This is a genomic window from Bacillus sp. ISL-75 (genome assembly GCF_018613095.1).
In genome coordinates, this window is the sequence record NZ_JAGGQX010000062.1 from 82,089 (window position 1) to 108,124 (window position 26,036).

Below are 26,036 nucleotides of genomic sequence, written 5' to 3' on the forward strand. Positions count from 1 at the left end.
TTAGGAAATTGATATAAAATGTATTTTTGACAGAGCACCGTCTATCATCGGATCACAATAAACGGTCTCATCATCTCATAATCCTCGTGCTCCAAGATATGACAGTGCCATACATACAACCCTGTAAAAGGACCAAACTTCATGATAATTCGAGTAATTTGGTTAGGATTAGCTCGAACGGTATCCTTCCAGCCTCGTTCTTGTGGTTCGGGAGGGATCGCCGGACCCATATAATCGATGATTTTCTCTTTTTTATACTTTTCTACATCAAAATCTCTACGGTCTAAGATTTGAAAATCAACTAAGTGGAGATGAATTGGGTGGGAATCCTTCGTTAAGCTAATAATATACCATATTTCAGTGGAGCCCAATTTTGGATTTTCAGTGATCGGGGCATCCCACTTTTTATTATCCAACAGCATCCATTCCCGACCGTACGGATCCATATTGTCATTTAAAGTTAAGTATCGTGAATGGGAAGCTGACTGTTCATTCATTTTGGGAATAGGCATCATATACGCCGGAATAACACTCGTATCGACACTGGCCAAGGGAAGAGTCACTCGAAACTGCATCACTGTGCCTGTATTATCATCCGGTGTATCCCCGTTCGGAAAAGGAGCAGGAGCATCGTTTTGCATGATAATATTTTTACCCTCTAAATTGGTAAAATCAATGATCACATCTGCTCGTTCTGCAGGTGCTAACATGATTTCTTTTACACCGATCGGGTGCTGCATAAGTCCTCCATCGGTCCCAATTTGATTGATAAGTTGTCCCGAATCAAGCTTAATCCTAAAGAAACGAGAGTTGGCTGCGTTTAGCAGCCTCAATCGGTATTTACGCGGTTCCACTTTTAAATAGGGATATACTTTGCCATTCACCAAGACAGTATCCCCAAAAAATTCTGGAACGATCGATGTTTCTAATTCGGGGACGGGTTTTTCTGGCTGTTTCGGGTAATAAAGAGAACCATCTTTATGAAAAGTCTTGTCTTGTATAATAAGCGGAATCTCATATTTCCCACTCGGTAAATTCAATAACTGTTCGCGTTGATCTCTAATCAAAAAGAAGCCTGCCAATCCGGCATAGACATTAAGCCTCGTGATACCAAGGGCATGGTCATGATACCAGAGGGTGCATGCTTGTTCGCAATTATCATATCGATAGACTTGTTTACTAAAATAGGGGCCGAATTGTTTGAATCCGTTTGTAAACCAAGCCTCCGGGTAGCCGTCACTTTCCCATTCCACACAAGCACCGTGAACGTGTACCACCGTTCGTACTTCCGGTACATCCAAATGGGCCCCGTGCACCGTATGGTCTACAGGTAAGAGATGCTTATCGGGAAGATTGTTGATCCATTTGATATACACTTTTTCTCCGCTTTCAACTTCAATCGTAGGTCCTGGATAGCTGCCTTCGTACCCCCAAACGGTTGTATCATTTAATTCACGATGGAGTGATTGTTTAAATTCCGTCATATTCACTTCATAGTAAGTATAAAACGGATCTTTCCATCGAGGTTTTAAAATCGGGGGAATAGGGAGTTCATCTACAAATTTAGAGAGAATCATAGTTACGCTCCTTCATCACCTACATATGATAATCCCCTTTCGCCCCTATAGGGTGCTTTTGGGATATAGTCATCACAGTAATTTATGACGCAGATATCGAAAATATGCTGTTATAATTTAGGTTCTAGTCTATAAAAGAGCTTTCCTCATTTTATAAATATAGTAATATAAAAAGTTAAAACTTAGCTGATTTTTGCCATGGAAATAGTTTACTTAGCATCCTGTTTCTTCATAAGTTTTATTATGAATTTTTCGGGTGGGGAATCCCACCCCGACAATTTTAAGTCAAAGATTCACTCTCTAAAGAGACAGATTCCACCTTAGTTTTGGGCATTTTAACATTCCCCGCCACAATTCCGCCTAAAATAAGGATAACTCCTAGCCATTGTGACAAACTTACGTTTTCGGCTAAGACGAGCGATGACAAGATAACCGCAACCGGTAGTTCTGAGGCTGTTAATATCGTTCCAAGACCTGGCCCGATATGCTTCATTCCAATAGAAAATAAGAGCGGTGGCAATGCTACGCCAAATAGTCCAAGGAACAATCCATACGGTGCTACTCCCATTAAAACTGGTAAGTGGAATAAATCCGTTGGCGTGAAAAATAAAAAAACAGTGATCAATCCGCCAGTGGAAAGTAGAGCACTTTTCTGCACGGGTGGTGTATCTTTTTCCACGGAGCCGCTAAGAAAGATGAGAGCGGTATACGTTAAAGCGGAAAGCAGACCCCAAACTGTCCCCTGCCATGATATTTGAACGCCGCCTTCTGTAATAATGCCGGCTGCTAAAATGGAGCCAATGATTAAAATACCAATCGAAACCATTTTCCCGGTGCTTGGTATTTTTTTATTAACCATCCACTCAATTAAAGAGCCAATCCATACAAATTGAAATAAAAAGATGATCGCAAGTGAAGCATCCAGGGTTTGCAGTGACTGATAATAAAATACACCTGTTAAACCAACTGGAATTCCTGATAAAAGTAATTTACCTATTTGAGGTAGAGAAAGTTTTTTCTTTTTCGAAAAAAGAGCGACCCCCCAGATTAGCAAGGTCCCAAGTAAGTATTGACTTCCTGTTACCTGTGTCACGGTAAAACCTGCCGAGTAAGCAAGCTTTACAAAGGTCGATAATACTCCGTAACTGCAGCCCCCTAAAAAAACAATTAGTGCATATTGCCAAGTTTTCATTTTTCCTACTCCTTTCATTCTTTAAAATAACCATGAGTTTCAACTATGGAAAATCATTTTTGCAACCCTTTGCCCGTTTCCAAACAACAAAAAAGCCACACAGCTCTCATGTGAAAGCTGTGTGGCGAAAATAGAGATATCTCTAGAAAAGTCCACAAACAAATGAATTTTGTTATTTAATTTGCCTTTGTTACTTTAAAACAAATGAAAATGAATGTCAATGAAAATTTCTCCCAAAATAGAGTGGTCCTTATTGAACCCTCTATTTAGTTATTTCTAAATGAAGTGAAATAACCAAAAAAACCATTTGTAATGGAGGTGGGATCAGACTTCCATTACGGTGTAGTTGTGGGAGTTTGCCCTTTTTTGGCAACGTTTAATTCGAGTTTTTCACTTAAGAAAGTGGAGCCCAGAACCAGGCCGCCGCCAATCATTTGAATCCATGTCATGCCCTCGTTTAAGAAAATTGCGGCAATAATCACGGCTGAAATCGGATCAATGTAGCTAAGAACAGCAATCGTTTGCCCCTTGAGTTCTTGGAGAGAAGTAAAGTATAAAAAATAAGCAAAACCCGTATGCACGATACCAAGGATCAAGATAAAAATAATCGAAGTTGGGTTTAAACGACCCAAGTCTAGATTACCCTGCCACAGTACATAGGGAAACAGAACCAAGGCGCCTGCCATTAATTGCACTAATGTGATTTCGAAACCAGATAAATTTTTGATGAATTTGTTCATTAAGACTACACTTGCATAAAATGCGGCCGCTAAAAGGCCATAGAAAATACCGAGGGTGTTGTTCGGCGAACCGCTTGTACCGCCAGCTCCAGGATTAACGATTAAAAATAGACCAATCATTGCCATTGCGATGCAAATAACCTTCACACTTGTTAGTTTTTCTTTCAGTAACCATGGTGCTAGGATCATCACAAATATCGGTGCAAAGTAATAGCTAATGGTGGCATTAGATATCGTCGTATACCGATAAGCCTCAAATAAAAAAATCCAATTAAGTCCAATCGCAGCCCCTGATAATAGAAGAAGAAGCGCATTTTCTTTTAACACTTGATAAGATGGCTTATGTTTGACAAGGAAACTAGCAATAAGAAGGAATAGACTTCCGATGACTCCTCTTAAAAACGCTATTTCACTTGAAGACAGCTCAATCTTTTTTACAAAAACCCCGATGCTTCCAAAAATGAGCATCGTTAGGATGAGTCTCATTTTCCCTTTCATGTTGATCCCCCCTAGTTCTTTATCTAAATACCAAATGACTGATCCAACTGCTGTTGCAGCAGGGGCATCTTAAAATCATACCTTACTTTGTTATAAACTTGAATACCGTAAATTGTATGAAATGGATGATTTCAATTCATATTAAATGAAAGGAGGCATCCTAGAAATGAATTTTACATGGTTATTTGGGCTATTATTTTTATCTCAACAAGTGAATATGCCAGACAGTTTATTAATCACTAACAACGGGCACCCTTTCTCGGTTGTTAATTGTACTGACTTTTCGATTAACTTACCTGGATTACCTATTATTAATACAGAAAAGTTAAAAAAATGTATGGATCAAATTGACAAACATGTTTCTAAAATGCCTAAAAATGCAATGAAAGATGAGTCCGGAAAAATTATACCCGAACATGTTGGTTATCGCTTATATCGTCAAAGGTTCACAGAAAAAGTTTTTTCTTATTATTTTAACAATGGTTCATCTAAAATAGAGGTCCCCTTACTTGCCATTTATCCTAGAGTTGACAGTGAATTACTTGGAAATATTCAAAATGAAAAAATCGGAAAATATGTAACATCCTTCAACACGTCTAACAAAGGACGAACCAATAACATTTATCTTGCAACCGAGGCTATTAATAATTTTGTTCTTTTCCCAGGTGAAATATTTTCCTTTAATAAAGTTGTTGGAAAAAGAACAGCAGGAAAAGGATACTTGCCTGCACCAGTGATCCTAAGGGGAGAATTAGCAAAAGATATTGGCGGTGGAATCTGTCAGGTATCATCTACCCTATTTAATGCAGTAGATAATGCCGGATTAGAAGTTACTCAGCGTTCCTCACACAGCAGAAAGGTAACATACATTCCACCTGGGCGGGATGCCACCGTTAGTTGGAATGGACCAGATTTTGTTTTTAAAAATAATTACAATCAACCAATTCTAATACAATCAAAAACGGTAGGAAACAAGTTAACCATCGAGATATATTCTTCAGATGTCATTAACTATACTCCTAAAAAAGTGCCACACCTTCCTTATGATCAAAATCACCTACCCAAGTAAGGTTACGGGGTAATATAAATATTATTAAACGAAAGCTGCCTGTCTCTTGATCTTGAGTGATAGGCAGTTATTTTTTGCGACAGGGTGGGTGAATACTATAGGGTAAAATTCCTTTCAGCTTAAAAAGGAGACGTAAAGATTATGAAGAAGTGTAATAGTGGAGCCATTTTGACAGTAGCTATCTTGTCTATCATGAGTGGATTCAGGAAAGTATGAAATCAAAAGGTTGGCAGAATTCTCTTCTGTCATTTCAAAAATATCTCTAAATCGAAAAATCAAACTAGACCCTCCTATTTTACCTCCTGAACAACTGTGAAAACAAAGTAAGGTTGTTCCTGCCATTCGTACATAAAGACCCCTAAAAATGGAAAACTAAATAAAAATTGGGGGTGGTTCATGTTGAAGAAAAGGATCTTAAAGCCGCTTTTTAAGAAGCTAAATACGGAACCACAATTTCAGGAAAAGTCCAACTCACAGGAGATTGATTTAAAAAAACAAGATATTAGCAGCAATTATGATCAAAATTTAGCGACATTTAAGTCCATTTTCAGCTTTCCTAAAAATACGGATGTCAAGGTAAGGGAGTTTACCATTCGTGCCCTAAATCGCCGTGCCTTTATCATTTTCATAAGTACAATGGTCGACTTAGAGCATATTAAAGAAAGCATATTGGAAAAATTATTGGGAAACGAGCAACCTTCAGTAAAGATTCCAGATATTATTTCATACCCAATGGCAAAGGCGTCCACCAATATAGAAGAAATTACTGAGTTCATTTGTGGTGGAATCACAGCACTCTTTGTGGAAGGTGATTCTCAATGCTATTTATTTGAAACCACGAAAACTCGAGGCCGTTCCATTGAAAAATCAGATAATGAAGTGATTGTAAAAGGAGCAAAAGAAGCTTTTAACGAAAAGGTAGTTGACAATATTGCCTTAATCCGTAAAAAGATTAAAAATGAAAATCTTATCGTGGAAACTAAGATAATTACAAAGCGATCAAGAAACGATGTGTTTCTTGTCTATCAAAAGGACCTGGCAAATGATGAACTACTTCAAACCATAAAAGATAAGTTATCTTCGCTCGAAACCGATAGGATTCTCGATTTAAGTATTTTAGAGCAATACCTAGAGGAACGACCGAGGTCATTATTTCCAACGATATTATATACGGAACGACCTGACCGAGCAGCTTCATTCATTGAAGAAGGTCACGTTATTTTGTTAATGTCAAATTCACCAAGCTGTCTTGTACTGCCTTGTACCTTTTGGGCATTGTTCCATTCACCGGAAGATCATTACCTACGTACACCATATGGTAACTTTATCAGGATTTTGCGATTTCAAGCTTTATTTGTCGCCGTTTTTGCCTCTCCTATTTATATTGCGATTACAAATTATCATGTAGGGATGATCCCGCCTGATTTATTAATGGCCATTGCTGGAACTAGGGAACGAGTCCCTTTTCCATCTATTATTGAAATTTTAATGATGGAAATTGCTTTTGAACTTATTCGAGAAGCCGGATTACGTGTGCCATCCCCAATTGGCCCAACGATTGGGATTGTCGGTGCATTAATTTTAGGCCAAGCCGCTGTTCAAGCCAATATTATTAGTCCAATTGTTATCATAGTTATTGCCTTAAGTGGCTTAAGCTCTTTTATTATCAGTGATGTGAGCATGAATTTTGCTATCCGGATCACTCGCTTTTTGTTTATCTTTGCAGCTGGCTTTCTCGGTATTTATGGAGCCACTTCTTTATTTATCCTTGGACTCTTTTATTTAGTTTCCTTAAAATCATTTGGCACTCCTTACTTTGCACCCATGACGCCACATTCCTCCTCGTCAAAGGACTTACTTATCCGTCATGTTCCCTTTAAAGAAAGGTTTCGCCCAGGGTATGTAAAACCAAAGGATATGGTCAAACAAAGAAAGGGATAAAAAATCATATGAAGCAGCAACCTGGAAAGCTTGGTATTCGTGAATATGTGTCCATCGTTATTTTAATGGTGGGTGCGAAAGCAAGTGAAGACACACCTGCTAAACTGTATAATCAGGTCCAAAACGCAGCATGGATGATCCCAATCATAACAGCTGGAATCGCTTTTATCCCGCTCTTTTTATTAATAAAGACTATGTCATTGTTTCAAGACAAAAATCTGTTTTCGGTTATTCAAAAATTACTCGGACGATATATTGGGTTTTTTGTGTGCCTTCTGATATTTGTCATCAACTCATTTGGGATTTCGTTCGATTCAAGAACATATACAAATATCATTAAGACGTTTTATTTTCCAACAACACCTAACGTAATTATCTATGCCCTGTTAATGGCCGTTTGTACCTATGGGGCGAAAAAAGGAATTCAGCATATCGGTTCGGTTGCCTATCTTATCATTTTTTATGCAGTACTTTCCTTGTATCTTGCCTTATTTTTAAGTACTCAAGAAAGCAGTATTCAATCCCTTTTCCCAATTTGGGGTTCTGGAAAACTGGAAATTTTGAAGCAAGGCACACTTAATCTATCCCTTTTTTCTGAACTTCTTCTGTTTGCCATGATTACACCTTACATCAAATCAAGCAAAGAATTTCGAAAAGGAACATGGATTGCCTTAGTTTATGTCTGCTTCCAATTGAGTGTTGCTATTATGGTTTACATCTGTTTGTTAGATACATCATTACAAGGAATTGGTTATCCATTCCATACAGCCATTCGTTTTATTTCACTGGGAACTTTTATTCCGAATATCGAAATCGTCTTTTTCGTCATATGGTTACTGGCGGCATTTATTCGTTTCACGGCATTTTTGTACATCAATGCCCTTATGTTTGGTCATCTATTTAAAATTAAAGACTTTGAATTCCTGATTCCATCACTTGCGACGCTTTATTTATTGATTGGATCCATTCCAGAATCAGCTATTGAGGTCAGTCTAGGTATTAAACCGATTATTTCATATGCTTCTGGATCTGCGTTTATCACCATTCCAATCATTTTATGGTTGGTCGCATTGGTAAAAGGAGAATTTAAGCATGCAAAAAACAGCAACAGTATGTAAATTATTATTGCTTCTAGTCATTGTTAGCACATTAACAGGCTGTTGGGATCGTGAGGAACTTGAAGATAAAGCCTATGTGATCGGACTAGGATTAGATCACTCCAAACAAGACGGAAAAATCAAAGTCACCATGTTACTTGCCAATCCCGAAGTAGGGACTATGCAAGGGGGCGGCGGTTCAACAGAAAAGCCGCGAGAAATTGTCTCGTTTGATGCCAATGATTTCATTGCGGCAAAAGCGACAGGCAATGCCATCATCTCCCGTGATATTAGTTATGAACTATTAAAGATTATTGTGGTTTCCGAGGAATTTGCAAAAGACAAAAATTTTATTACAATCTTTTACGACGTCGTAAAAGATAAAGAGATTCGCTTGAGTAGTTATTTAGCAGTATCGAAAGAAAAGGCAAGTGAGTATTTTGTAAATAATCGTCCAAAAATGGAAACAAGGCCACATAAGTACTTTCAATTTATGGTCAATCACGGGATTGACAATGGTTTCATTCCAGATTCTACTCTATTCCGCTTTTTTACCACATTGGAAAGAGAGACTGACAACTTTTTGGCGATGTACACAACAGCTGAAAGGGCAAAGAATCCTAAAATAAAAAGCGAAGATGAATACATCGCAGGGCAATTGAATGCAACAGGCGAGCTTGATGATACACAATTTATTGGGTCCGCAGTCTTCAGGAATGGAGTGATGATAGGGAAATTAAACGGTCAAGAAACACGCACGATTAATATTCTTGATGACACAACGAATATTAAAGATATATTGATGGATATACCAGATCCTTTTTCAAATAATCATAAACAGTTCGCAGCAAGAATCTTAAAAACAAAAAGTAATAAAGTAAAAATGAACGTGAAGGGCGTCAGGCTAAAGATTGACATAATGATACCATTAAAGATTGAAATTCTGTCAAACCCATCAATGACCAACTATATCGAGAAAAAAAACCAGCAAATAATCAAAAAACAAATAGCACATCATTTCAAAAAAGTAGATGAAAGGTTATTAAAAAAAACCCAAACTAAATTAAAAGGTCCACCATTTCCCTTATCCATGTATGCTCGAAGGTATTTTGGAACCATTCAGGAATTTAAAAAATTCAATTGGCGAAAATCGTACCCAAATGCGGACATAAGGGTGCACCCAAGTATTGAAATTATTGATTATGGGAAACAAGCAAAACCAACTAAAAGGTAGGGAATGAGGATGAGCCTATTTATTTACGTTAGTCTTTTTAGTATTACTATATATACTATGGGATTTGCTGTCTCACTCTGGAAGGGAAAACAAAAGATGAGTGCAGTGGCCGTTTTTTTCCTCACCATTTGTATGATCATCCTGCCTTTCTTCTCGATATTATAAAAGGCGAACAGTGTCAGGCACTGTCCGTATTTTAATTGGCGGTTGGGGCTTGCGCCGCTGTGTTCCTAATGAAAAATGTATTTTGTCTTGGATGTGTAAACTTGATCTTTTTCTACTATTAAGGAAGGGAAATTGTGGTCACCAGGTGGTTTCTGTGTTTCAAGACATAAGCCTAAATGCTTTTCCGCCTGTTTTTCTCTGATCGAAAAATCATTCCCTAACATATTGCCAGTATAAAAGACAACAGCGGGCTCTTCTGTCTCAATTTCTAGTTTCCGACCGCTTTCCCGATCATATAAACTGATTTGCTTATGATTCTGAGCACTAAGGAGGAAGGGGTGGTCAAACCCGCCACCAACTATTTCCGTTTGCGGATGGTCAGATTCAATTCCTCGAGCTACCTTTTGACCTTCTCTAAAATCAAATACTGTCCCATCCACAGGGATAACCTTGCCAGTTGGAAGAAGGGAGGCATTTAGTTCTAAGAATGCATCGCTTTTTAACTTTAACTCATGATCAAGAATAGTTCTTTTTAAATTACCGCTTAAATTAAAATAAGAATGATTAGTTAAATTGACGATTGTTTTCTTATCAGAAACAGCCTTGTAGGTAATCAATAACTCATTATCCTCGTTGAACGTATAGATGACGGTAACATAAAGATTGCCTGGAAAGCCTTCTTCCATATCAGGACTTGTATAGGAAAAGATGATATTCACTTCATTTTCTTTGTTCTCAACAGTAGAATCCCAAATAACGTTATGAAACCCATTCGGTCCGCCATGAAGATTGTTTTTTCCATCATTTTTGGACAAGTTATAGCACTCTCCATCTATTTCGAAGGACGCCTTTTTCATCCGGCCGGCATTCCTGCCAATCACACAACCGAAAAAAGGGGAGTGATCGATATACTCTTGTAAAGTGTCAAAACCTAACACGACATTCTCTAAATTTCCTTGACTATCTGGAACATTAATTTCCGTAATAATACATCCATAGTCAATACAGGTTAATTCCATCCCATTCGCATTTGTAATGGTATAAGATTTGACCTTTCTTCCATGCAAGGTACCAAAAACAGATTCAGTTAGGTTCATCATAATCCCTCTTTAATTCCCATTTCGAAGATCAAATAATTGATGATTCATCGCAACAGTATGCGGATATATATCTTTGTACACTTGATAGAATTCCTTATAGCGCTGGACGTTTTCTGGTTTTGGTTCATATACCTTATCGGCTTTAATGAAGACCTCTGCACATTCTTGAAGAGAGGAGAACCAATTCAATCCAGCTGCAGCAATCATCGCAGCCCCCATACCAGGTCCTTGTTCATTTTGTAGCTTCACGACTCTGGCGTTAAAGACATCTGCTTGTATTTGAAGCCATAATTCACTCTTCGCACCGCCGCCTATAGAAATAACGGTATCAATGGTCTTGCCATAATTGCGGAAGATTTCGACACTCTCATTAATCGAGAAAACAATCCCTTCGATGACCGCTCGAGTAAAGTCACCTTTGTTGTGGGAGCCGTCAATTCCAGTAAAAGTTCCTCTGATTTTTGCATCCGCATAGGGTGTGCGTTCACCTACTAGGAATGGAGTAAAGACTAGACCGTTTGCACCGATTGTGGATTGTGCGGCCTCGTCTAGAAGACTGTCGAATGATTGGTCCTTGGCGAAGGTGTCCTTAAACCAGGTTAAGCTATAGCCAGCTGCAAGCGTGACACCCATGGTATAGTAGGAGTCTTTTTGTCCATGATTGAAAAGATGAACCTTTCCCCCGTAATTTTTGTTTTTATCGTTCTCATATGAAAGGAACACACCGGATGTTCCGATACTGCAAAGGGCCGTTCCTTCGGATAAAATACCTGCTCCGATTGCGCCACAAGCATTGTCTGCTCCACCTGCAAACACTTTAGTCGATGAAGATAAACCAGTTAACTCAGCAATCTCTGGCAAAATCGTAGCAACAAAATCTTCTGTTTCCACTAAAGGAGGACAAAGTGTAGCAGGGATTTCAAAGGTGCGAAGAATATCTGCACTCCATGATTTGTTGACGACATCAAGCATCAGCGTACCTGCTGCATCTGAGTAATCCATGTTTATTTTTCCAGTTAAACGATAGCGGAGATAATCCTTTGGAAGAAGAAAGACGCTTGTTTTTTGCAGATTTTCGGGTTCATTCTCTTTTACCCAAAGAATTTTTGGAAAAGTAAAGCCCTCTAGAGCAGGGTTTTTGGTAATTTCAAGCAGCTTGCCGCCTAGTTGCTGATCAATTTTCTTGCATTGCGGGGTGGTTCTTGTGTCGTTCCATAGAATCGCATTTCTGATTACTTGATGATTTTTGTCCAGCAAAACCAACCCATGCATTTGGCCGGAAAAACTAAGACCCTCAATATCGTCGGGGTGTATGTTGGATTCAGTTACTAACTGCTGTAATGCTGCAATTGTTTGTTCTACCCAATCTTCGGGATTTTGTTCACTATATCCTGGCTGCTGCTGGATTAACGGGTAGTCTTTTGAAACCGAATAATTGACGGTGCCTTCTTGGTCAACGAGAAGCACTTTCACAGAGCTAGTCCCTAAATCTACTCCAATTACATATTTCATGTTGATCTCCTCACTTTTTATAGAGTTGTATATTAGTAAACTTACTTTGATGTTGAAAAAGTCCTCTTGAGGACAAAATTACCAACTTTTTCTATATTGTTAAAAATAAACGCTACCCTCCATGTTTGTTATAAAGGATAGCGACCTATATTTATCATGCGGTTTTTTTCCAACTTCCTTCCATTTCCTCTAATGTCTTGCCTTTGGTTTCAGGTACAAACTTCCAAACAAAAATGGCAGAAAGAACACTCATTAATCCGTAAAACCCATAGGTTACAGCGCCACTATATTCCATCATCATTGGATACGTGGAGGAAATTAGATAGTTCGCTGCCCATTGCGCCGCAACCGCAATTGCAACAGCGCGCCCACGGATATTATTCGGAAAAATTTCAGAAATCAATACCCAGCAGATTGGACCCCATGACATCATAAAGGAAGCAGTATAAACGATAATGAAGATTAAAGTACTTACTCCGATGACATCAAAATAAGCCAAACTAGAAACACCAAACATACCGATAGCCATACCAACAGAACCTATGATTAATAATGGTCTACGGCCCCATTTATCTACAGTCATAATCGCTACAAGGGTAAAAACAACGTTGATTAATCCCATAACTGTTGTTTGTAACATCGAAGCATCTTTTCCTGCTCCCATGCTTTCAAAAATCCTTGGTGCATAATACAAGGCAACATTGATTCCAACAAACTGTTGAAACACAGAAAGTAAGATTCCAATAACGATAACGGCTTTTCCGTAAGTAAATAGTTTCTCTGAAGAAGCATCGACCGTTTGTTTGATTTGTTGCAAAATCGTTTTTGCTGCTGATGATCCATTAATTTTTGCGAGAATCGCAAGTGCTTTATCATCTTGATTTTTCAAGGATAAATAGCGAGGTGTTTCAGGAACCATCAGTAAGAATAACCCAAACATTAGAGCTGGTACACCACACGATGCAAACATGTATCTCCAGCCAATATCATTTACCCATGCTTGACTTTCGCCGCTCGAAATCGAGAAGTTAACGAAATAAGCAACAAGCATACCAAGGATGATCATAAATTGGTTAAAGGAAACCAACCGGCCGCGGATATTTGCAGGGGCTATTTCCCCAATATACATCGGGCAAACGGCTGAAGCCAATCCAACACCAATTCCACCTAATATCCGATAAAGGTTAAAGGCAATTAACAATCCGATGGTTGGTTCCCCTTTGGTGAAAAATAAAAATTCAGGATAGGCAGCCCCTAGTGACGAAACTAGGAAAAAGATCGAAGCAATAATGAGAGAATTCTTTCGGCCGAATTTCGAGGCAAAAAGTCCTGAAATGAAACCGCCGATAATACAACCAATCAGTGCACTTGAAATCGTTGCCCCATGAATAAATGCCCCTAAGTTCAGACTATCAATCAGATAAATTTTTATTGATTCCTCCGCACCAGAAATAACGGCTGTATCATATCCGAAAAGCAAGCCGCCAATGGCAGCTACCAGGGTAATTCCAAAAAGATAAAGCGAGTTCTTTTTTTGCTCCATCGTAATGTTTAAAGACAGTTTCATTTTAGGAAAATAAGATTCTACCATTCTTTAATAATAACAGCGCTTTCAAGTTGTTTAACATATAGGCTCTGTTAAACTAGGCTGTTGATTTCCGCTCCAATCAACTTGCTAAAAAAATCAACAATGACCTTTAACACAGCCAATATATAAAGTAGATAAAAGCTCAACACCTAAAATCTGTCTTTATCCTCCTTTTATTTTGGATGAAATGAAAAACTAGGTAATTACTTCAGTTAAATGGTTTTCAAAAAAATGGACCCGCAACAACATTGACTTTCTTCAGTTGACGGGTCCATTTAGAAGAGAAGGCTTAATTTTTTAAACTTCTAAAAGATATTGGTTTAAAACAGCTTTTAAGCGTTCCGTTTTACCAGAAACATTTTTAATTGTGTCATTATTAAGAGCATATGTCTCAAGTGTGTGGAAGTTGGCTCTGCCTTGAACAATGTCCAGGCCAATGCCTTTCGTAAAGCTGCTGTAACGTGCGGCAATAACATCTTCAAAAACGCGATCTTCAATTAATTTATTAGCTACTTTCAAACCTCTTGCAAAGGCATCCATTCCAGCTACATGCGCATGGACTAGATCTTCAACTTCAAAGGATGTTCTTCTTACCTTGGCATCAAAGTTTAAGCCGCCGCGACCAAGACCACCATTTTGCAGAATTTCATACATTGCTAGGGTTGTAGAATATAAATCTGTTGGGAATTCATCGGTATCCCAGCCAAGTAAAGGATTTCCTTGGTTTGCATCTACAGAACCTAGTAGTCCGCTTGTTCTTGCCACACGTAATTCATGCTCAAATGTATGTCCAGCAAGTGTTGCGTGGTTTGCTTCAAGATTTAATTTAAAGTAATTCTCTAAACCGTATTGTCTTAAGAAAGCAATTGTTGTTGCTGCATCTGTATCATATTGGTGGGTGGTAGGCTCTTTTGGTTTTGGCTCAATTAAGAATTGACCTATAAAGCCGATTTCCTTCGCATAATCAACGGCCATATGCAAGAATCTTGCTAAGTTATCAAGCTCAAGTTTTAAGTCTGTATTTAATAATGTTTCATAACCTTCACGTCCGCCCCAGAATACATAGTTTTCTGCGCCAAGTAGTTTTGCAGTTTCTAAGCCTTTCTTCACTTGTGCTGCTGCATAGGCAAATACGTCAGCATTACAAGAAGTGGCAGCACCATGCACGAAACGTGGATTAGTAAACATGTTAGCTGTATTCCACAATAGTTTTGTATTACTAGTTTTCATGTAATCTTTAATCATTTCCACAATGATATCTAAATTTTTATTTGTTTCACTTAAGGTTCTGCCTTCCGGTGCAACATCGCGATCATGGAAAGCGAAAAATGGTACGCCAAGCTTTTCAAATAGTTCAAATGAAGCTTCTACTCTTGCTTTTGCTAAATCCATCCCAGTGAAGTGATTCCATGGTCTTTCCATTGTAGCGGCACCAAAAGGATCAGATCCATCCGCAGTAAAGGTGTGCCAGTAAGCAACTGAAAAACGTAAAATGTCCTTCATAGTTTTGCCGCCAATGACTTCCTCAGGGTTGTAATACTTGAATGCTAATGGATTTTTAGAATCCTTTCCTTCATAAGCCACCTTGTTTACGCTTCCAAAATAGGTATTCGTCTGTGTTTGAGCCATGTTTTTTCCCTCCTGAAATAAAATGAAATTCAAAACTATGTAGCTTCATTAGATGTATATTTGTGTTAGTTTGTTGTTTGGATAAACTAACTTGATTACATCTTATAAAAATTTAACGCTTTAATCAATAGTTTTTTTGAAAATTTTATGTATATTTTCGCTAAAAATTGATTTATAATGGGAATATACTACTATAAAATTCTCGGAACTTAATTTATGCATTATACAAATGGGGTGCAAACTTGTGATTATTGCAGATCAAATGTTAGTCAAAAAAATGAATCAAAAGGTACTATTAAATGAAATCGTTTCCAATTCGCCTATTTCGAGGGCAAGATTATCTGAAATAACAGGTTTAAATAAATCGACTGTTTCTTCCCAAGTTAATACGCTAATGGAAAAGAATCTTATTTTTGAAATCGGACAGGGGCAATCTAGCGGTGGAAGAAAGCCTGTCATGCTCGTTTTTAATAAGAATGCTGGTTATTCCATTGGGATTGATATCGGTGTAGATTCTATAAATGGCATCTTAACGGATTTAAAAGGAAACATTGTCCGGGACCAATATCAGCATCTAGAAAATCCTTCTCTTGATAAGAACAAAGACGTTTTATTTTCAATGATTGAGGATCTCATCAAGCAAATGCCAGATTCCCCTTACGGATTGATTGGCATTGGTTTATGTATCCCAGGTCTTGTCAATACCGATCAAAAGGTCATTTTCACCCCAAATATCGACTGGAATTACGAACTTGACTTAAAGACGCTCATCGAACAGGAATTTCAGGTACCAGCTTTTATTGAAAATGAAGCCAATGCAGGCGCCTATGGAGAAAAAGTATTTGGGGCAGCTAAAAATTATGAAAACATAATCTACGTTAGCGTGGGAACTGGAATCGGGATCGGAATTGTTATTAATAATGATTTATATCGAGGGGTTAATGGGTTTGCCGGAGAAATGGGCCATCTGACTATCGATTTTAATGGGCTCAAATGCAGTTGTGGAAACCGAGGGTGCTGGGAATTATACGCCTCTGAAAAAGCATTACTACATACTTTTCAGAATAACGATACCATCACTTCCTATCAGGAACTAATTAATCTAGCAAACCAAAATGATCCGGATATATTAATGGCATTACAAAATTTCGGCTTCTACCTTGGGATTGGATTAACAAGTATCTTAAATACATTTAACCCGCAAGCGGTCATTATCCGAAACGACATTGTTGAAGCTCTGCCTATGGTGTTGAATTCGATTCGAAATTCTATTTTATCAAGAAGTAATGACAAACTTAATAACAGTCATGAGTTATTATTATCTTCCTTAGGAAAAAATGCTCCCGCATTAGGGACATCCTCGATTGCTATTGAACATTTCTTAGAAAAGTTTACATCGTAAAATTGTATGGCAATTTCGCCAGGTGGAAAGGTGGAGCACGATTTGAAAAGAACAGTATATATTACAAGAAAGCTACCCGATGAAATGATCGATAAACTTTCAAATCATTTTCAGGTGAGAATGTGGCACGAGGAACATGTCCCTGTTCCAAGGGATGTTTTACTAAAAGAAATAGAAGATGTGGATGGGCTTATTTGTCTACTAACAGAAAAGATAGATGAAGAGGTCCTAAGTAAAGCCAAAAAGTTAAAGGTCATTAGTAACATAGCGGTAGGCTATAATAATATCGATATTGACTTTGCTGCTAAGAAGGGAATCGTCGTAACCAACACTCCTGGCGTGTTAACCGAAACGACAGCTGATTTAACCTTTGCGCTATTAATGGCGACAGCACGTAGAGTCGTGGAGTCATCTGAGTTCCTGCGCAGTGGTGAATGGGGAGCATGGTCCCTTATGCAGATGACCGGACAAGATATTTGTGGTGCAACCTTAGGGATTATCGGATTAGGAAGAATTGGAGAAGCACTCGTCAAGCGGGCAAAGGGCTTTGATATGAATGTTCTCTATTATAACCGGACACGGAAACCGGAAAAAGAAGAAAAGCTGGGAATTCACTACAGGGAAATGAAGGATTTGTTGCAGCAAGCTGATTTTGTCTGCCTTCTGCTGCCTTATAGCGCCGAGGTACACCACTTAATTGGACAAGAAGAATTGTCCCTAATGAAAAAAAATGCCATCTTGATCAATACGGCTAGAGGTGGTCTTGTCGATGAGGATGCTTTATTTCAATCATTGAAGAATGGGGAGATTTGGGCGGCTGGGCTGGATGTGTTCGAACAGGAGCCAGTTCCAATTGATCATCCATTATTATCCCTGCCAAATGTGGTTACACTGCCTCACATTGGAAGTGCCAGTGTGAAAACAAGAATGAGGATGGCTCATTTAGCTGCCGATAATATGGTAAGTGTATTAACTGGTAATGAAGCAATTACCGCAGTGATTAGCCATAAATAATAAATGTAAAATACGATACTTGTCTGAAATATTTGTTAAAAAAGGCGGTTGTTTAAAGAGTTGTCAACTCTATTTCACCTTATAATTATTGGTAATTTTTACGATATTAGTTAATAGTGAGAAGAAAATTCAATTTTTATAATGGACTCGAGAGACTTGGAGTATCAGGAGATTATTAGATTTGAAGCTGTCAAAAGAACCAATTGCATTTCATTTCTGTAAAATCCTTCCTCAAATATGACGAAAATCATATGTTACGATGAATTTGCGAAAGATCGGCAAATTGTCAAAACAGGAGGAAGAAACGATGATGAAGAAAAAAGCAATTCTAACTGTAGCAGCTGCGGCAGCGTTAATGATGTCAAATCCGGTATTAAATAAAGCCCATGCTGCCACTACTAGCCCTTCCGTGCAGGAAAAGGTATATGTATTCCAAGGAACAAATATGGATGAGATTAATAGTGTAGTCGAAAAATATCTTGCTAGATTAGGATTTACATTTTCACAAAATACAGTAAAGCAGCCTGTTCAGGCTCAACCAAATCAAACCGTACCAACTCAGGAGTCTTCTCAAACTGCGACACCACAACCTGTGCAGCAACAACCGGTAACTGCGACACCACCAAGTTCAACACCAACTACAAGTTCGTTAAGTGCTTATGAGCAAAAAGTAGTTGATCTGACCAATCAAGAACGGGCAAAAAATGGTTTACCCACACTTAAAGTGGATGTAACACTTAGCAAAATGGCCCATGAAAAATCCCGTGATATGTCTGCAAATGGCTACTTCAGCCATACAAGCCCGACATACGGTTCACCGTTTGATATGATGAAAAAATACGGCATCACCTACCGATATGCAGGTGAAAACATTGCGATGGGACAGCGAACTCCTGAAGAAGTAGTCAAGGCTTGGATGAATAGTGATGGTCACCGTAAGAATATCCTTAGCCCGAACTACAACTATATCGGTGTTGGTTATGTATCACAAGGTAATTACTGGACACAGGAATTTATCGGTAAATAATGAAAGCTCGGGGACAATTTGTCCTCGAGCTTTTTGCAGTGTTTATTTTGGTTACCACCACCTGCGGCGATCAAAGTGATACCCCAAGCTGGATTCGCTCATTGAAACCTAAAATTCGCCCATTGAACTCAAAAATTAGCTCATAAAACCCCAAAATTCGCTCATAAAACTCAGAAATTCGCCCATTGAAGCGAAAAGTCGTTAAATAATCAAAAATATACAAATACGTAAGTGTAATTTTACACAAAATATCATTTTTAATGAGTTATACCAACGTTAGTTACGGAAACAGGCAATAAAAAACAGTACACCTCCTTCTTAAAGAGGTGCACTCCTGTTGGGTTTTCATATGTATCAAACAAGTGAGTAATAGATTTACATATTTAAGGGAGCTACTGTTTAACTAGTGCTCTTCCTAAGGTACCGGCTCCACCTACGCCAAATACCATGATAGCCACGCGTGCTATCCCCTCTAATATGTACTATAACGCTAAATTATTAATAAAATATGAACTAGATGTTAATCGTTCATTAATTTTAATAGAGGTATGAACATCAGCGCACATTTTTGGCATCTCGGTTAAGGTCTCCCCATTTTCATATTAAGGTATTGACTTGAATGGTGGTTCATACCCATAGTTAAACTTCCTGACATAGAAAAACAAACACATAAATATTATTAGGAAGTGTAAGTAATTATTCTTCGATTTTTTTGGGGGTGTGGAAAATAACGGAAGCAAGAGAAAGTGAGCGAATCATAAATTGTTATATTCGGTCCACTTTCCAGTCACTAGTTCAAGCTATCATTCCACCCCATTTTAGATATAAAAATTCGATAAGAACTGATCAAGTGGCTGGAGCACTGGAATTACATGTGTATGAATATGTCATTTGGATATTGGAGCATTCAATTGCACTCCCGGTAAAAGCGCAACTAAATTTTGCTGAGAGTAGTTCGATGTCGAAAGCTACTGCTGAATTGCTGGACGTGGGTGCTACTCAATTAATCCAGACGGGGCAGATTCTTTATCCTCTTAATGTAAATACATTTCCTGGCGGTGGTGCATTCTCATCACTTGCGCCGATCGACCGGTTAAGGGCTATTACCCTGATAGAACGGCTTGAAATTAATCTTGAAAACTTGAGTATTCCTTACAAAAATAACCCGGGACTTGTTCGAAATATGATGGATGTCCTAAATGAACTCCCTATGTTTGGGTATTATTCGGAATGGACAGCTTACGGAACAACACGACTATTGTCTCCTGAGTCCAGAAGAGTGGAATATTTTCCACATGGATGGTTCCAGACCCTATACCCAGGTCCGTCTTTTGGATATCGTGATTTCCGCGGATTCTTAGCAACCATTCAACACAAGAAGGTGAATGACTAATGGTCAATCAGGACGTGATTGTAATTGGTGCAGGCGGCGGGGGAGCCGTTTTAGCAAAAGAGCTCGGTGAAATGGGATTAAAGGTGTTGGTTTTAGAAGCAGGCCCCTGGTACGGGAACAAAAAGTGGCCCCATCCAAATGCACAGCCTGGAGCCAAATCCAGTTCGATACCAGATGATTTGGATATCATGCTATATAAACAATTGTTGAACAAGTATGAAATGAATATGAATGATTTAGTTTCAGGAAGATATCGGTGGGGCCCGGCGGATCGCAGTCGCCCCCAATGGTTTCGGAATGCTAACCAGAAGGGCATTATTTGGCAATGCTCCGGTGTTGGAGGGGCCACTCAGACTTATACGGCTAATTGCCCCCGAGCATACCCAGCCGCAATAGATAATGTCTGGCCCCTATCTTATCGGGAACTTATTCCCTATTATGAAAAGGTTGAAGCGACATTACCGGTGAACTTTGCGGCTACTACGGCAAAGGAAGAATTATTTTATTATGGTGCGAAAAAGGCTGGGTGGAACTTGATTCCTACACTGGATGTGACCGTTCCAGGATATAGGCCGCAGCCTAATGCCATTTTGCCTCCCAATGATAACATCACAAATCCAAACCTCTCAGTAGAGCAACTATCCTGGATGGAAGGCTGTACTCTTTCGGGACATTGTATCAACGGTTGTCCGCATGGCCCATCTGTGGATAAAATTGCAAAACGATCTACTAATGTCAGTTATGTTCCGCTTGCTTTAAAGACAGGAAATGTCTGTATAAGACCAAATGCCTTTGCTATAAAAATATTAACAGAAAATACCGTTGCTAAAGGGCTGCATGCGGTTGGAGTGAAAATAAGGGACACCTGGACGGGGGAGCAGGAGGATCTAAGGGCAGAAATCGTAGTGATGGCGTCCGGATGCATTGAAACCCCAAGACTTTGGTTAAATTCAGGACTGCCTGACAATCCATGGGTAGGAAGAGGATTGGTTAATCATTATATGGACTGGATATCCGGGATATTCGATGAAAAGGATTTAATGCCAATATTGGGAACTTCAGAAATTAATCCCTTTGTGGGAAATACATGCGGAGCAAGGATGGACTACCCTGGACTTGGGGCGGTACAGTCGGTTGGGATGAGTCCGGGATTAACCGCTTCTTTTTATGGGGTGAGTGAGTCTGGATACTCTTTCTTATACCCGCCTAGTATGGACGATCCCTGGGATATTAAGGGGCGACTTTTCGGTAATGATTTAAAAGAAACAATGGACTCCTACCGTCGAACCTTAAATATTTTAGTAACTACTGATGATGAAGTAGATCAGCAAAACGGAATTACTCTAGACCCGGTAGTTAGTGATGAAAATGGACCTGTCCCAGTAGTGACGTATCAGCCTGCCAAACAATCCAGGAGGAAGCGAAACGAACTGGTGAAAATAGCCGCAGATCTGTTACGAAAAGCGGGGGCAAAAAAAATTATATGGTCAAATTGGCCGGCAGGAATGATGATACACTTGGAAAGTACGATGCGAATTGGCTTCGTCGTGGATCAGAATTGTGAGGCATTTCAAGTAAAACGGTTATATATCGCTGACAACAGCGTCCATTATAATAGTTTAGGCGGAATCAATCCTACCCTTACGACACAGGCATTAGCTACCCGTACAGCAGAAAAATTATTCAATAAGTATTTTAATTAGCATGCTTTATGAATTAAATGGGAATGTTACCATCATAACAAATTAAAGTTTGGTGGGATCTTCAAACGTGAAAATATTTGAAATAATTCAGGATGTATTTGAACCATTTATGGACGGCGAGAAAAGACCATTAAATGTAATGGAGGTTTCCAACCTATGGTTCTTTCTTTTAGGCACTGAAACGACCATGCGTAATGAAGAAATTGGTTACAATCTTGCACAAGATCCGGAATTAAAACAAATTTTAAAGGATGTAAGAGAAACCGTTCATATTCCAATTAGAGACGAGCTGAAAGAGTTTCTCATGAAAGAAGGGGTCCCCTTTCCTCAATCAACACCGGAAAAACCTGTGGGAGATTTTAAGAGTATACCCGAGGGTGCTAAATTAGATGATGAAGAAATGGCTAATTTAATGTCCTATAATCTTGCTATGGGGGTTAATTATGCTGCCAAAGGGCTTACTGAATCTATTCGGGCCGATGTTGGGTTAATTTTTTCAAAAATTATTTTAAAGAAGACTACTGCTGGCTTAACGGTAAAACAGTATTTGGATCGGCATGAGTGGCTGCGAATTCCGCCTTATTACAAAGCATAGGTTACTGCTTACAACAATTAGTTAGTTTTTTAGAAAGGCTTCATTTTGATCTGATGCTCTTCCTGAGTATCGGCTCCGCCTACGCCAAATACGATGATGGCCACGCATGCCATCCCCTCTAATATGTACTTTAACGCTATATAATTAATAAAATATGAACTAGATGTTAATCGTTCATTAATTTTAATAAAGGGAAGTTTTCCTAGAAAGCCTGAACAAGCGTATGAATAAATTATTTTAAAGGAATCCAGATTTCTGAGTAGTAATCAGGACCCCAGGGATCACCGGCGAAATAGACTTCTAAATCAGGTGTGCCTGCATGCTTGTAATTGCTTGACGGAAACCATTCAGAGTATATTTGTTTCCATACTTTCTGGATTGCCTCGGGCATTGGGCCGTGAACTTCAAATACGCCCCACTTTGAAGGTGGAATCTCGAGATTCAATAAACCTTTCGGAGTGTCACCGTTATGTTCCGTTGCAATCCAGTAATCCATTAATTGCTGCTGCGTGTCTCGTTTATCGACACATACCCCAAGCACCCCATTAATTTCCCCATTATTCAATTGGAGTAATAAATCGTTGGTTCCATCTGCATGAACATCCGCCCACATTTTTGGTAAATAATATAAAAAATAGCAGGGAAGGTAAGAAGATATGTTTTCATTTCGAGGCGATGCGCATAAAGTTTACCTTCGGCTTAACAAAGCCATAAACAACGGTGAATCCACCAAACATATGAGGGAATACATAGAAATTGAAGAGGTTCAAAGATTGTATCAATCACTTGATAGCAGCATGTTGCAATTAATTAATTATCGAATGATCAAGGAAAAGAATGGATCTGGGATTATACCGATTTTTGTTTCTTCTGTCCCATGGCTTTTGTTTCTATTTTCCAAACCATTGATGGACTTCCTTTTCAAGGATGGAAGCAAACTTTGGGCAATATTTGGGGTTACATATTTGATGATTTTAACTTTAAGTGTCATCCTTCATTTTCGGGAAAAGGCATGGGCTGCTTTTCATATGGAAATCATTCAGGATATTTTAAAAGAAAGAAATCAATGAATTCTCTACCAATCGAAGCTTAAACATCAAAAAACCATCAAGCTCACACCAGTCTTTGCCGGTTTTTCTCATTTGCAATACCAAGTTAAATGGAAGAAGGAAAGACCCTCTTCAAAGGCGAAATAGAATGATAGAATTCTATAAAGTTGAGTGGATGGATAAGGAGTCAGGAATAGATTAAATGATAAAAGTTAAGTCCAAATGACAAAGGTGATGGGGATGTTTTTTCTATTTTTAACGGCGATGATTATTTGTTTTGTCGTGGGTACCACTTTATTGGTAAAAGGTACAGTAACAGTCGGGGCCATTGCTATTGGTGCCGGAATACTACTGTTGCTGTTTATTTTGATTTATTATGGAAAAAAGAAACATCGAAAAAAGAAATACGATTGGACTCCAGACTGTGATTGTATTCCTGATTTTGATTGCGGGCCAGATTGTGACTGCGGGCCAGATTGTAATTAATGATTAATCCAATAAGATTTCTTGAGATTGTTCCTTGTCATCGGATGAAGTCTCGGAGTATTACGATTAAGGGGTATACTCTCCCCTTATGTGCAAGATGTACGGGTATCTTGCTAGGCTATTTATTTTTCCCGTTTTTGCTGATTACGGGTATACATTTGTCATTATGGCTCGGACTCCTTTTAAATGTCCCGATGGTTCTTGATGGTTGGACACAGAAAAGGAAATATCGGATGAGTAATATTGTCTTGAGGGTTATCACTGGTATAATGAGTGGATTGGGGCAAAGCGTTCTTATCGTAAGCGGCAGTGATTATATAATTTCCATGCTTTTAGGTTGATAGAGTAGGTGCAAAATTTGGCTGTCATGGCAACAGCCAAATTTAACCTAGAACACACTCCAAAACGACTAGTTAAACGGATAGAACTGATAGGTCAGCACACCAACAATGATTCCTGTGATCAATCCAAAAAAAACTTCTGCCGGTTGATGGCCTAATAATTCTTTCAGCTTTTCTCTAGACTCTGTTTTCTTTAACTTCGGGTTTTTTAAGGTATCAATTAAAAGATTAAAATCAGCTAACAATGTATTTAATACCTCTGCATGATAGCCTGCATGTCTTCGAACTCCAGTCGCATCATGCATGACAATTAGTGACACGATCACAGAAATCGCAAATTCATTCGAATGGAGTCCTGAAGTTAAACCGATAGCAGTAGTTAATGAAATAATTGTAGCTGTATGAGAACTAGGCATTCCGCCAGTGCTAAACATCAAGTTCCATCTTAATTCTCCTGAAGCAAAATAGTGTATCGGAATTTTTACAAATTGGGCAATAAACATACCTAAAAGGGCGGCTAAAATGGGATAGGATAAAAACATAGAATCCTCCTTTTTTTAAATGCGGATAGGTAATCATGATGATCCTTCCAAACGTTGTTACATGATTTTACCAAAATGAACGACACGCTGCTACATTTTAATAAATCAATTCCTTAGAATGGAATTTTTTCAATAATTATGTAATTATTATAACAACGATCAAATTAAAGGAGGAATAAATGATGCCGACAAATTTGAAAGATACGACGACATTAAGCAATGGAGTAAAGATGCCATGGGTGGGATTAGGCGTTTTTAAAGTAACCGAAGGGGAAGAGGTTATTCAGTCTGTAAAAGCTGCTATCAAAAACGGATACATAAGCATTGATACAGCCGCTATTTATGGGAATGAAGAAGGTGTAGGCCAAGCCATTAAGGATTCAGGCGTTCCTCGTGACGAACTATTTATTACAACTAAGCTTTGGAATTCCGAACAGGGATATGAATCAACGTTAAAGGCGTTTGAAACAAGTCTTACTAAACTTGGACTTGATTACTTAGATCTTTATTTAATTCACTGGCCAGGAAAAGATAAATATAAAGAGACATGGAAGGCTTTCGAAAAGCTCTACAAAGAGGGGCGTGTGCGCGCGATTGGCGTAAGTAACTTCCAAGTTCACCATTTAGAAGACTTAATCAGTTCTGCAGAGATTAAACCGATGGTAAATCAGGTGGAGTTCCATCCGCACTTAACCCAAAAAGAGCTTCTTGCCTTTTGTAAAAATGAAGGAATTCAATTGGAAGCATGGTCACCTTTAAAACAAGGGCAGCTTCTAAGTGAACCGGTTCTTGAAGATCTTGCGCATAAATATAATAAATCTGTTGCTCAAGTCATCTTGCGCTGGGATTTACAGCATGGAGTGGTTACAATTCCAAAATCAATCAAAGAACATCGCATTATTGAAAATGCGGATATTTTTGATTTTGAATTATCCACTGAGGATATGGACAAAATTGATGGATTGAATCAAGATAGCCGTGCTGGGTCCCATCCGGATACGATGAGCGTAGGCTTTTAATAGTTCAAGCGTCTGCCATTCAGAAATGAATGGCAGATGCTTTTTTTACTTCAACCATCTTTTCATCCCTTCCTATTACTATGTTGAAGTAAATTATAAAAAAAAACGTATGCTATAATGTTC

General features: G+C 38.6%; 23 protein-coding genes. 14 read left to right on the forward strand and 9 right to left on the reverse strand.

All coding sequences use genetic code 11. From position 1 onward, the window contains the following. Window positions 1-44: 44 nt before the first annotated feature. From J7E63_RS23440 to J7E63_RS23450, 3 genes are all read right to left on the reverse strand, one after another. The gene (locus J7E63_RS23440) at window positions 45-1,577 is read right to left on the reverse strand and encodes a multicopper oxidase family protein (protein WP_215016935.1); all 1,533 of its coding nucleotides are present in this window, start codon (window positions 1,575-1,577) and stop codon (window positions 45-47) included. Between the two features lie 280 nt (window positions 1,578-1,857). Further along, window positions 1,858-2,769: an EamA family transporter gene (locus tag J7E63_RS23445; RefSeq protein ID WP_215016937.1), complete on the reverse strand. Its 912-nt coding sequence runs from the start codon at window positions 2,767-2,769 to the stop codon at window positions 1,858-1,860. 335 nt (window positions 2,770-3,104) lie between these two features. Continuing rightward, entirely contained in the window at window positions 3,105-4,007 is a 903-nt protein-coding gene (locus J7E63_RS23450; protein WP_215016938.1) for a DMT family transporter, read from the reverse strand. Window positions 4,008-4,173: 166 nt separating this feature from the next. Here J7E63_RS23450 and J7E63_RS23455 point away from each other — a divergent pair, with 166 nt between their 5' ends. The 4 genes from J7E63_RS23455 to J7E63_RS23470 all read left to right on the forward strand — a co-directional run bounded on the left by J7E63_RS23455 (window position 4,174) and on the right by J7E63_RS23470 (window position 9,348). After that, on the forward strand, window positions 4,174-5,076 hold the full coding sequence (locus J7E63_RS23455) for a VanW family protein (protein WP_215016940.1): 903 nt from the start codon (window positions 4,174-4,176) through the stop codon (window positions 5,074-5,076). A gap of 396 nt (window positions 5,077-5,472) precedes the next feature. After that, window positions 5,473-7,017: a spore germination protein gene (locus J7E63_RS23460; protein WP_215016942.1), complete on the forward strand. Its 1,545-nt coding sequence runs from the start codon at window positions 5,473-5,475 to the stop codon at window positions 7,015-7,017. Between the two features lie 8 nt (window positions 7,018-7,025). Further along, window positions 7,026-8,135 carry a GerAB/ArcD/ProY family transporter gene (locus J7E63_RS23465; protein WP_215016944.1) on the forward strand — a complete coding sequence of 370 codons (1,110 nt, stop codon included), beginning with the start codon at window positions 7,026-7,028 and terminating at the stop codon, window positions 8,133-8,135. After that, the gene (locus J7E63_RS23470; RefSeq protein ID WP_215016946.1) at window positions 8,110-9,348 is read left to right on the forward strand and encodes a Ger(x)C family spore germination protein; all 1,239 of its coding nucleotides are present in this window, start codon (window positions 8,110-8,112) and stop codon (window positions 9,346-9,348) included. The genes J7E63_RS23465 and J7E63_RS23470 overlap by 26 nt, the downstream gene beginning before the upstream one ends. Window positions 9,349-9,578: 230 nt before the next feature. Here the strand turns inward: J7E63_RS23470 and J7E63_RS23475 are convergent, their stop codons facing one another. From J7E63_RS23475 to xylA, 4 genes are all read right to left on the reverse strand, one after another. Next, on the reverse strand, window positions 9,579-10,610 hold the full coding sequence (locus J7E63_RS23475) for an aldose epimerase family protein (RefSeq protein ID WP_215017101.1): 1,032 nt from the start codon (window positions 10,608-10,610) through the stop codon (window positions 9,579-9,581). 12 nt (window positions 10,611-10,622) lie between these two features. Next, window positions 10,623-12,125: a xylulokinase gene (xylB, locus tag J7E63_RS23480; protein WP_215016948.1), complete on the reverse strand. Its 1,503-nt coding sequence runs from the start codon at window positions 12,123-12,125 to the stop codon at window positions 10,623-10,625. Between the two features lie 154 nt (window positions 12,126-12,279). Beyond that, window positions 12,280-13,668 (reverse strand): D-xylose transporter XylE, encoded by a 1,389-nt coding sequence (xylE, locus tag J7E63_RS23485; RefSeq protein ID WP_215017103.1) that lies wholly within the window; start codon window positions 13,666-13,668, stop codon window positions 12,280-12,282. 342 nt (window positions 13,669-14,010) lie between these two features. Continuing rightward, on the reverse strand, window positions 14,011-15,342 hold the full coding sequence (gene xylA, locus J7E63_RS23490; protein ID WP_215016950.1) for a xylose isomerase: 1,332 nt from the start codon (window positions 15,340-15,342) through the stop codon (window positions 14,011-14,013). Between the two features lie 229 nt (window positions 15,343-15,571). Between xylA and xylR the strand changes: the two genes are divergently transcribed. From xylR to J7E63_RS23520, 6 genes are all read left to right on the forward strand, one after another. Then, window positions 15,572-16,744 (forward strand): transcriptional repressor XylR, encoded by a 1,173-nt coding sequence (xylR, locus tag J7E63_RS23495; protein ID WP_251033702.1) that lies wholly within the window; start codon window positions 15,572-15,574, stop codon window positions 16,742-16,744. Window positions 16,745-16,786: 42 nt separating this feature from the next. Further along, window positions 16,787-17,758 carry a 2-hydroxyacid dehydrogenase gene (locus J7E63_RS23500; RefSeq protein WP_215016954.1) on the forward strand — a complete coding sequence of 324 codons (972 nt, stop codon included), beginning with the start codon at window positions 16,787-16,789 and terminating at the stop codon, window positions 17,756-17,758. Window positions 17,759-18,068: 310 nt separating this feature from the next. Then, entirely contained in the window at window positions 18,069-18,785 is a 717-nt protein-coding gene (locus tag J7E63_RS23505) for a CAP domain-containing protein (protein ID WP_215017105.1), read from the forward strand. A gap of 718 nt (window positions 18,786-19,503) precedes the next feature. After that, complete coding sequence (locus tag J7E63_RS23510) at window positions 19,504-20,178, forward strand: hypothetical protein (RefSeq protein WP_251033703.1); 675 nt, start codon at window positions 19,504-19,506, stop codon at window positions 20,176-20,178. Continuing rightward, window positions 20,178-21,881 (forward strand): GMC family oxidoreductase N-terminal domain-containing protein, encoded by a 1,704-nt coding sequence (locus J7E63_RS23515; RefSeq protein WP_215016956.1) that lies wholly within the window; start codon window positions 20,178-20,180, stop codon window positions 21,879-21,881. Before J7E63_RS23510 ends, J7E63_RS23515 begins: the two co-directional genes overlap by 1 nt. A 67-nt stretch (window positions 21,882-21,948) precedes the next feature. Beyond that, window positions 21,949-22,476, forward strand: coding sequence for a DUF3231 family protein (locus J7E63_RS23520; protein ID WP_215016958.1), 528 nt, complete (start codon window positions 21,949-21,951; stop codon window positions 22,474-22,476). Window positions 22,477-22,708: 232 nt separating this feature from the next. Here the strand turns inward: J7E63_RS23520 and J7E63_RS23525 are convergent, their stop codons facing one another. Beyond that, window positions 22,709-23,089, reverse strand: a complete 381-nt coding sequence (locus tag J7E63_RS23525; protein WP_215016960.1) for a GyrI-like domain-containing protein — start codon at window positions 23,087-23,089, stop codon at window positions 22,709-22,711. Between the two features lie 43 nt (window positions 23,090-23,132). Here J7E63_RS23525 and J7E63_RS23530 point away from each other — a divergent pair, with 43 nt between their 5' ends. The 3 genes from J7E63_RS23530 (at window position 23,133) to J7E63_RS23540 (ending at window position 24,352) form a co-directional block, all read left to right on the forward strand. After that, a complete protein-coding gene (locus J7E63_RS23530; protein ID WP_168242006.1) occupies window positions 23,133-23,546 on the forward strand; it encodes a hypothetical protein in 414 nt (137 codons plus the stop codon). 219 nt (window positions 23,547-23,765) lie between these two features. Then, a complete protein-coding gene (locus J7E63_RS23535; protein WP_215016962.1) occupies window positions 23,766-24,011 on the forward strand; it encodes a hypothetical protein in 246 nt (81 codons plus the stop codon). A gap of 44 nt (window positions 24,012-24,055) precedes the next feature. Beyond that, on the forward strand, window positions 24,056-24,352 hold the full coding sequence (locus J7E63_RS23540; RefSeq protein ID WP_251033715.1) for a DUF2085 domain-containing protein: 297 nt from the start codon (window positions 24,056-24,058) through the stop codon (window positions 24,350-24,352). A 68-nt stretch (window positions 24,353-24,420) separates the two neighbouring features. Here the strand turns inward: J7E63_RS23540 and J7E63_RS23545 are convergent, their stop codons facing one another. Beyond that, entirely contained in the window at window positions 24,421-24,894 is a 474-nt protein-coding gene (locus J7E63_RS23545; protein WP_215016966.1) for a divergent PAP2 family protein, read from the reverse strand. Window positions 24,895-25,076: 182 nt separating this feature from the next. Between J7E63_RS23545 and J7E63_RS23550 the strand changes: the two genes are divergently transcribed. After that, window positions 25,077-25,913: an aldo/keto reductase gene (locus J7E63_RS23550; RefSeq protein WP_215017109.1), complete on the forward strand. Its 837-nt coding sequence runs from the start codon at window positions 25,077-25,079 to the stop codon at window positions 25,911-25,913. The last annotated feature ends 123 nt before the right edge of the window (window positions 25,914-26,036 follow it).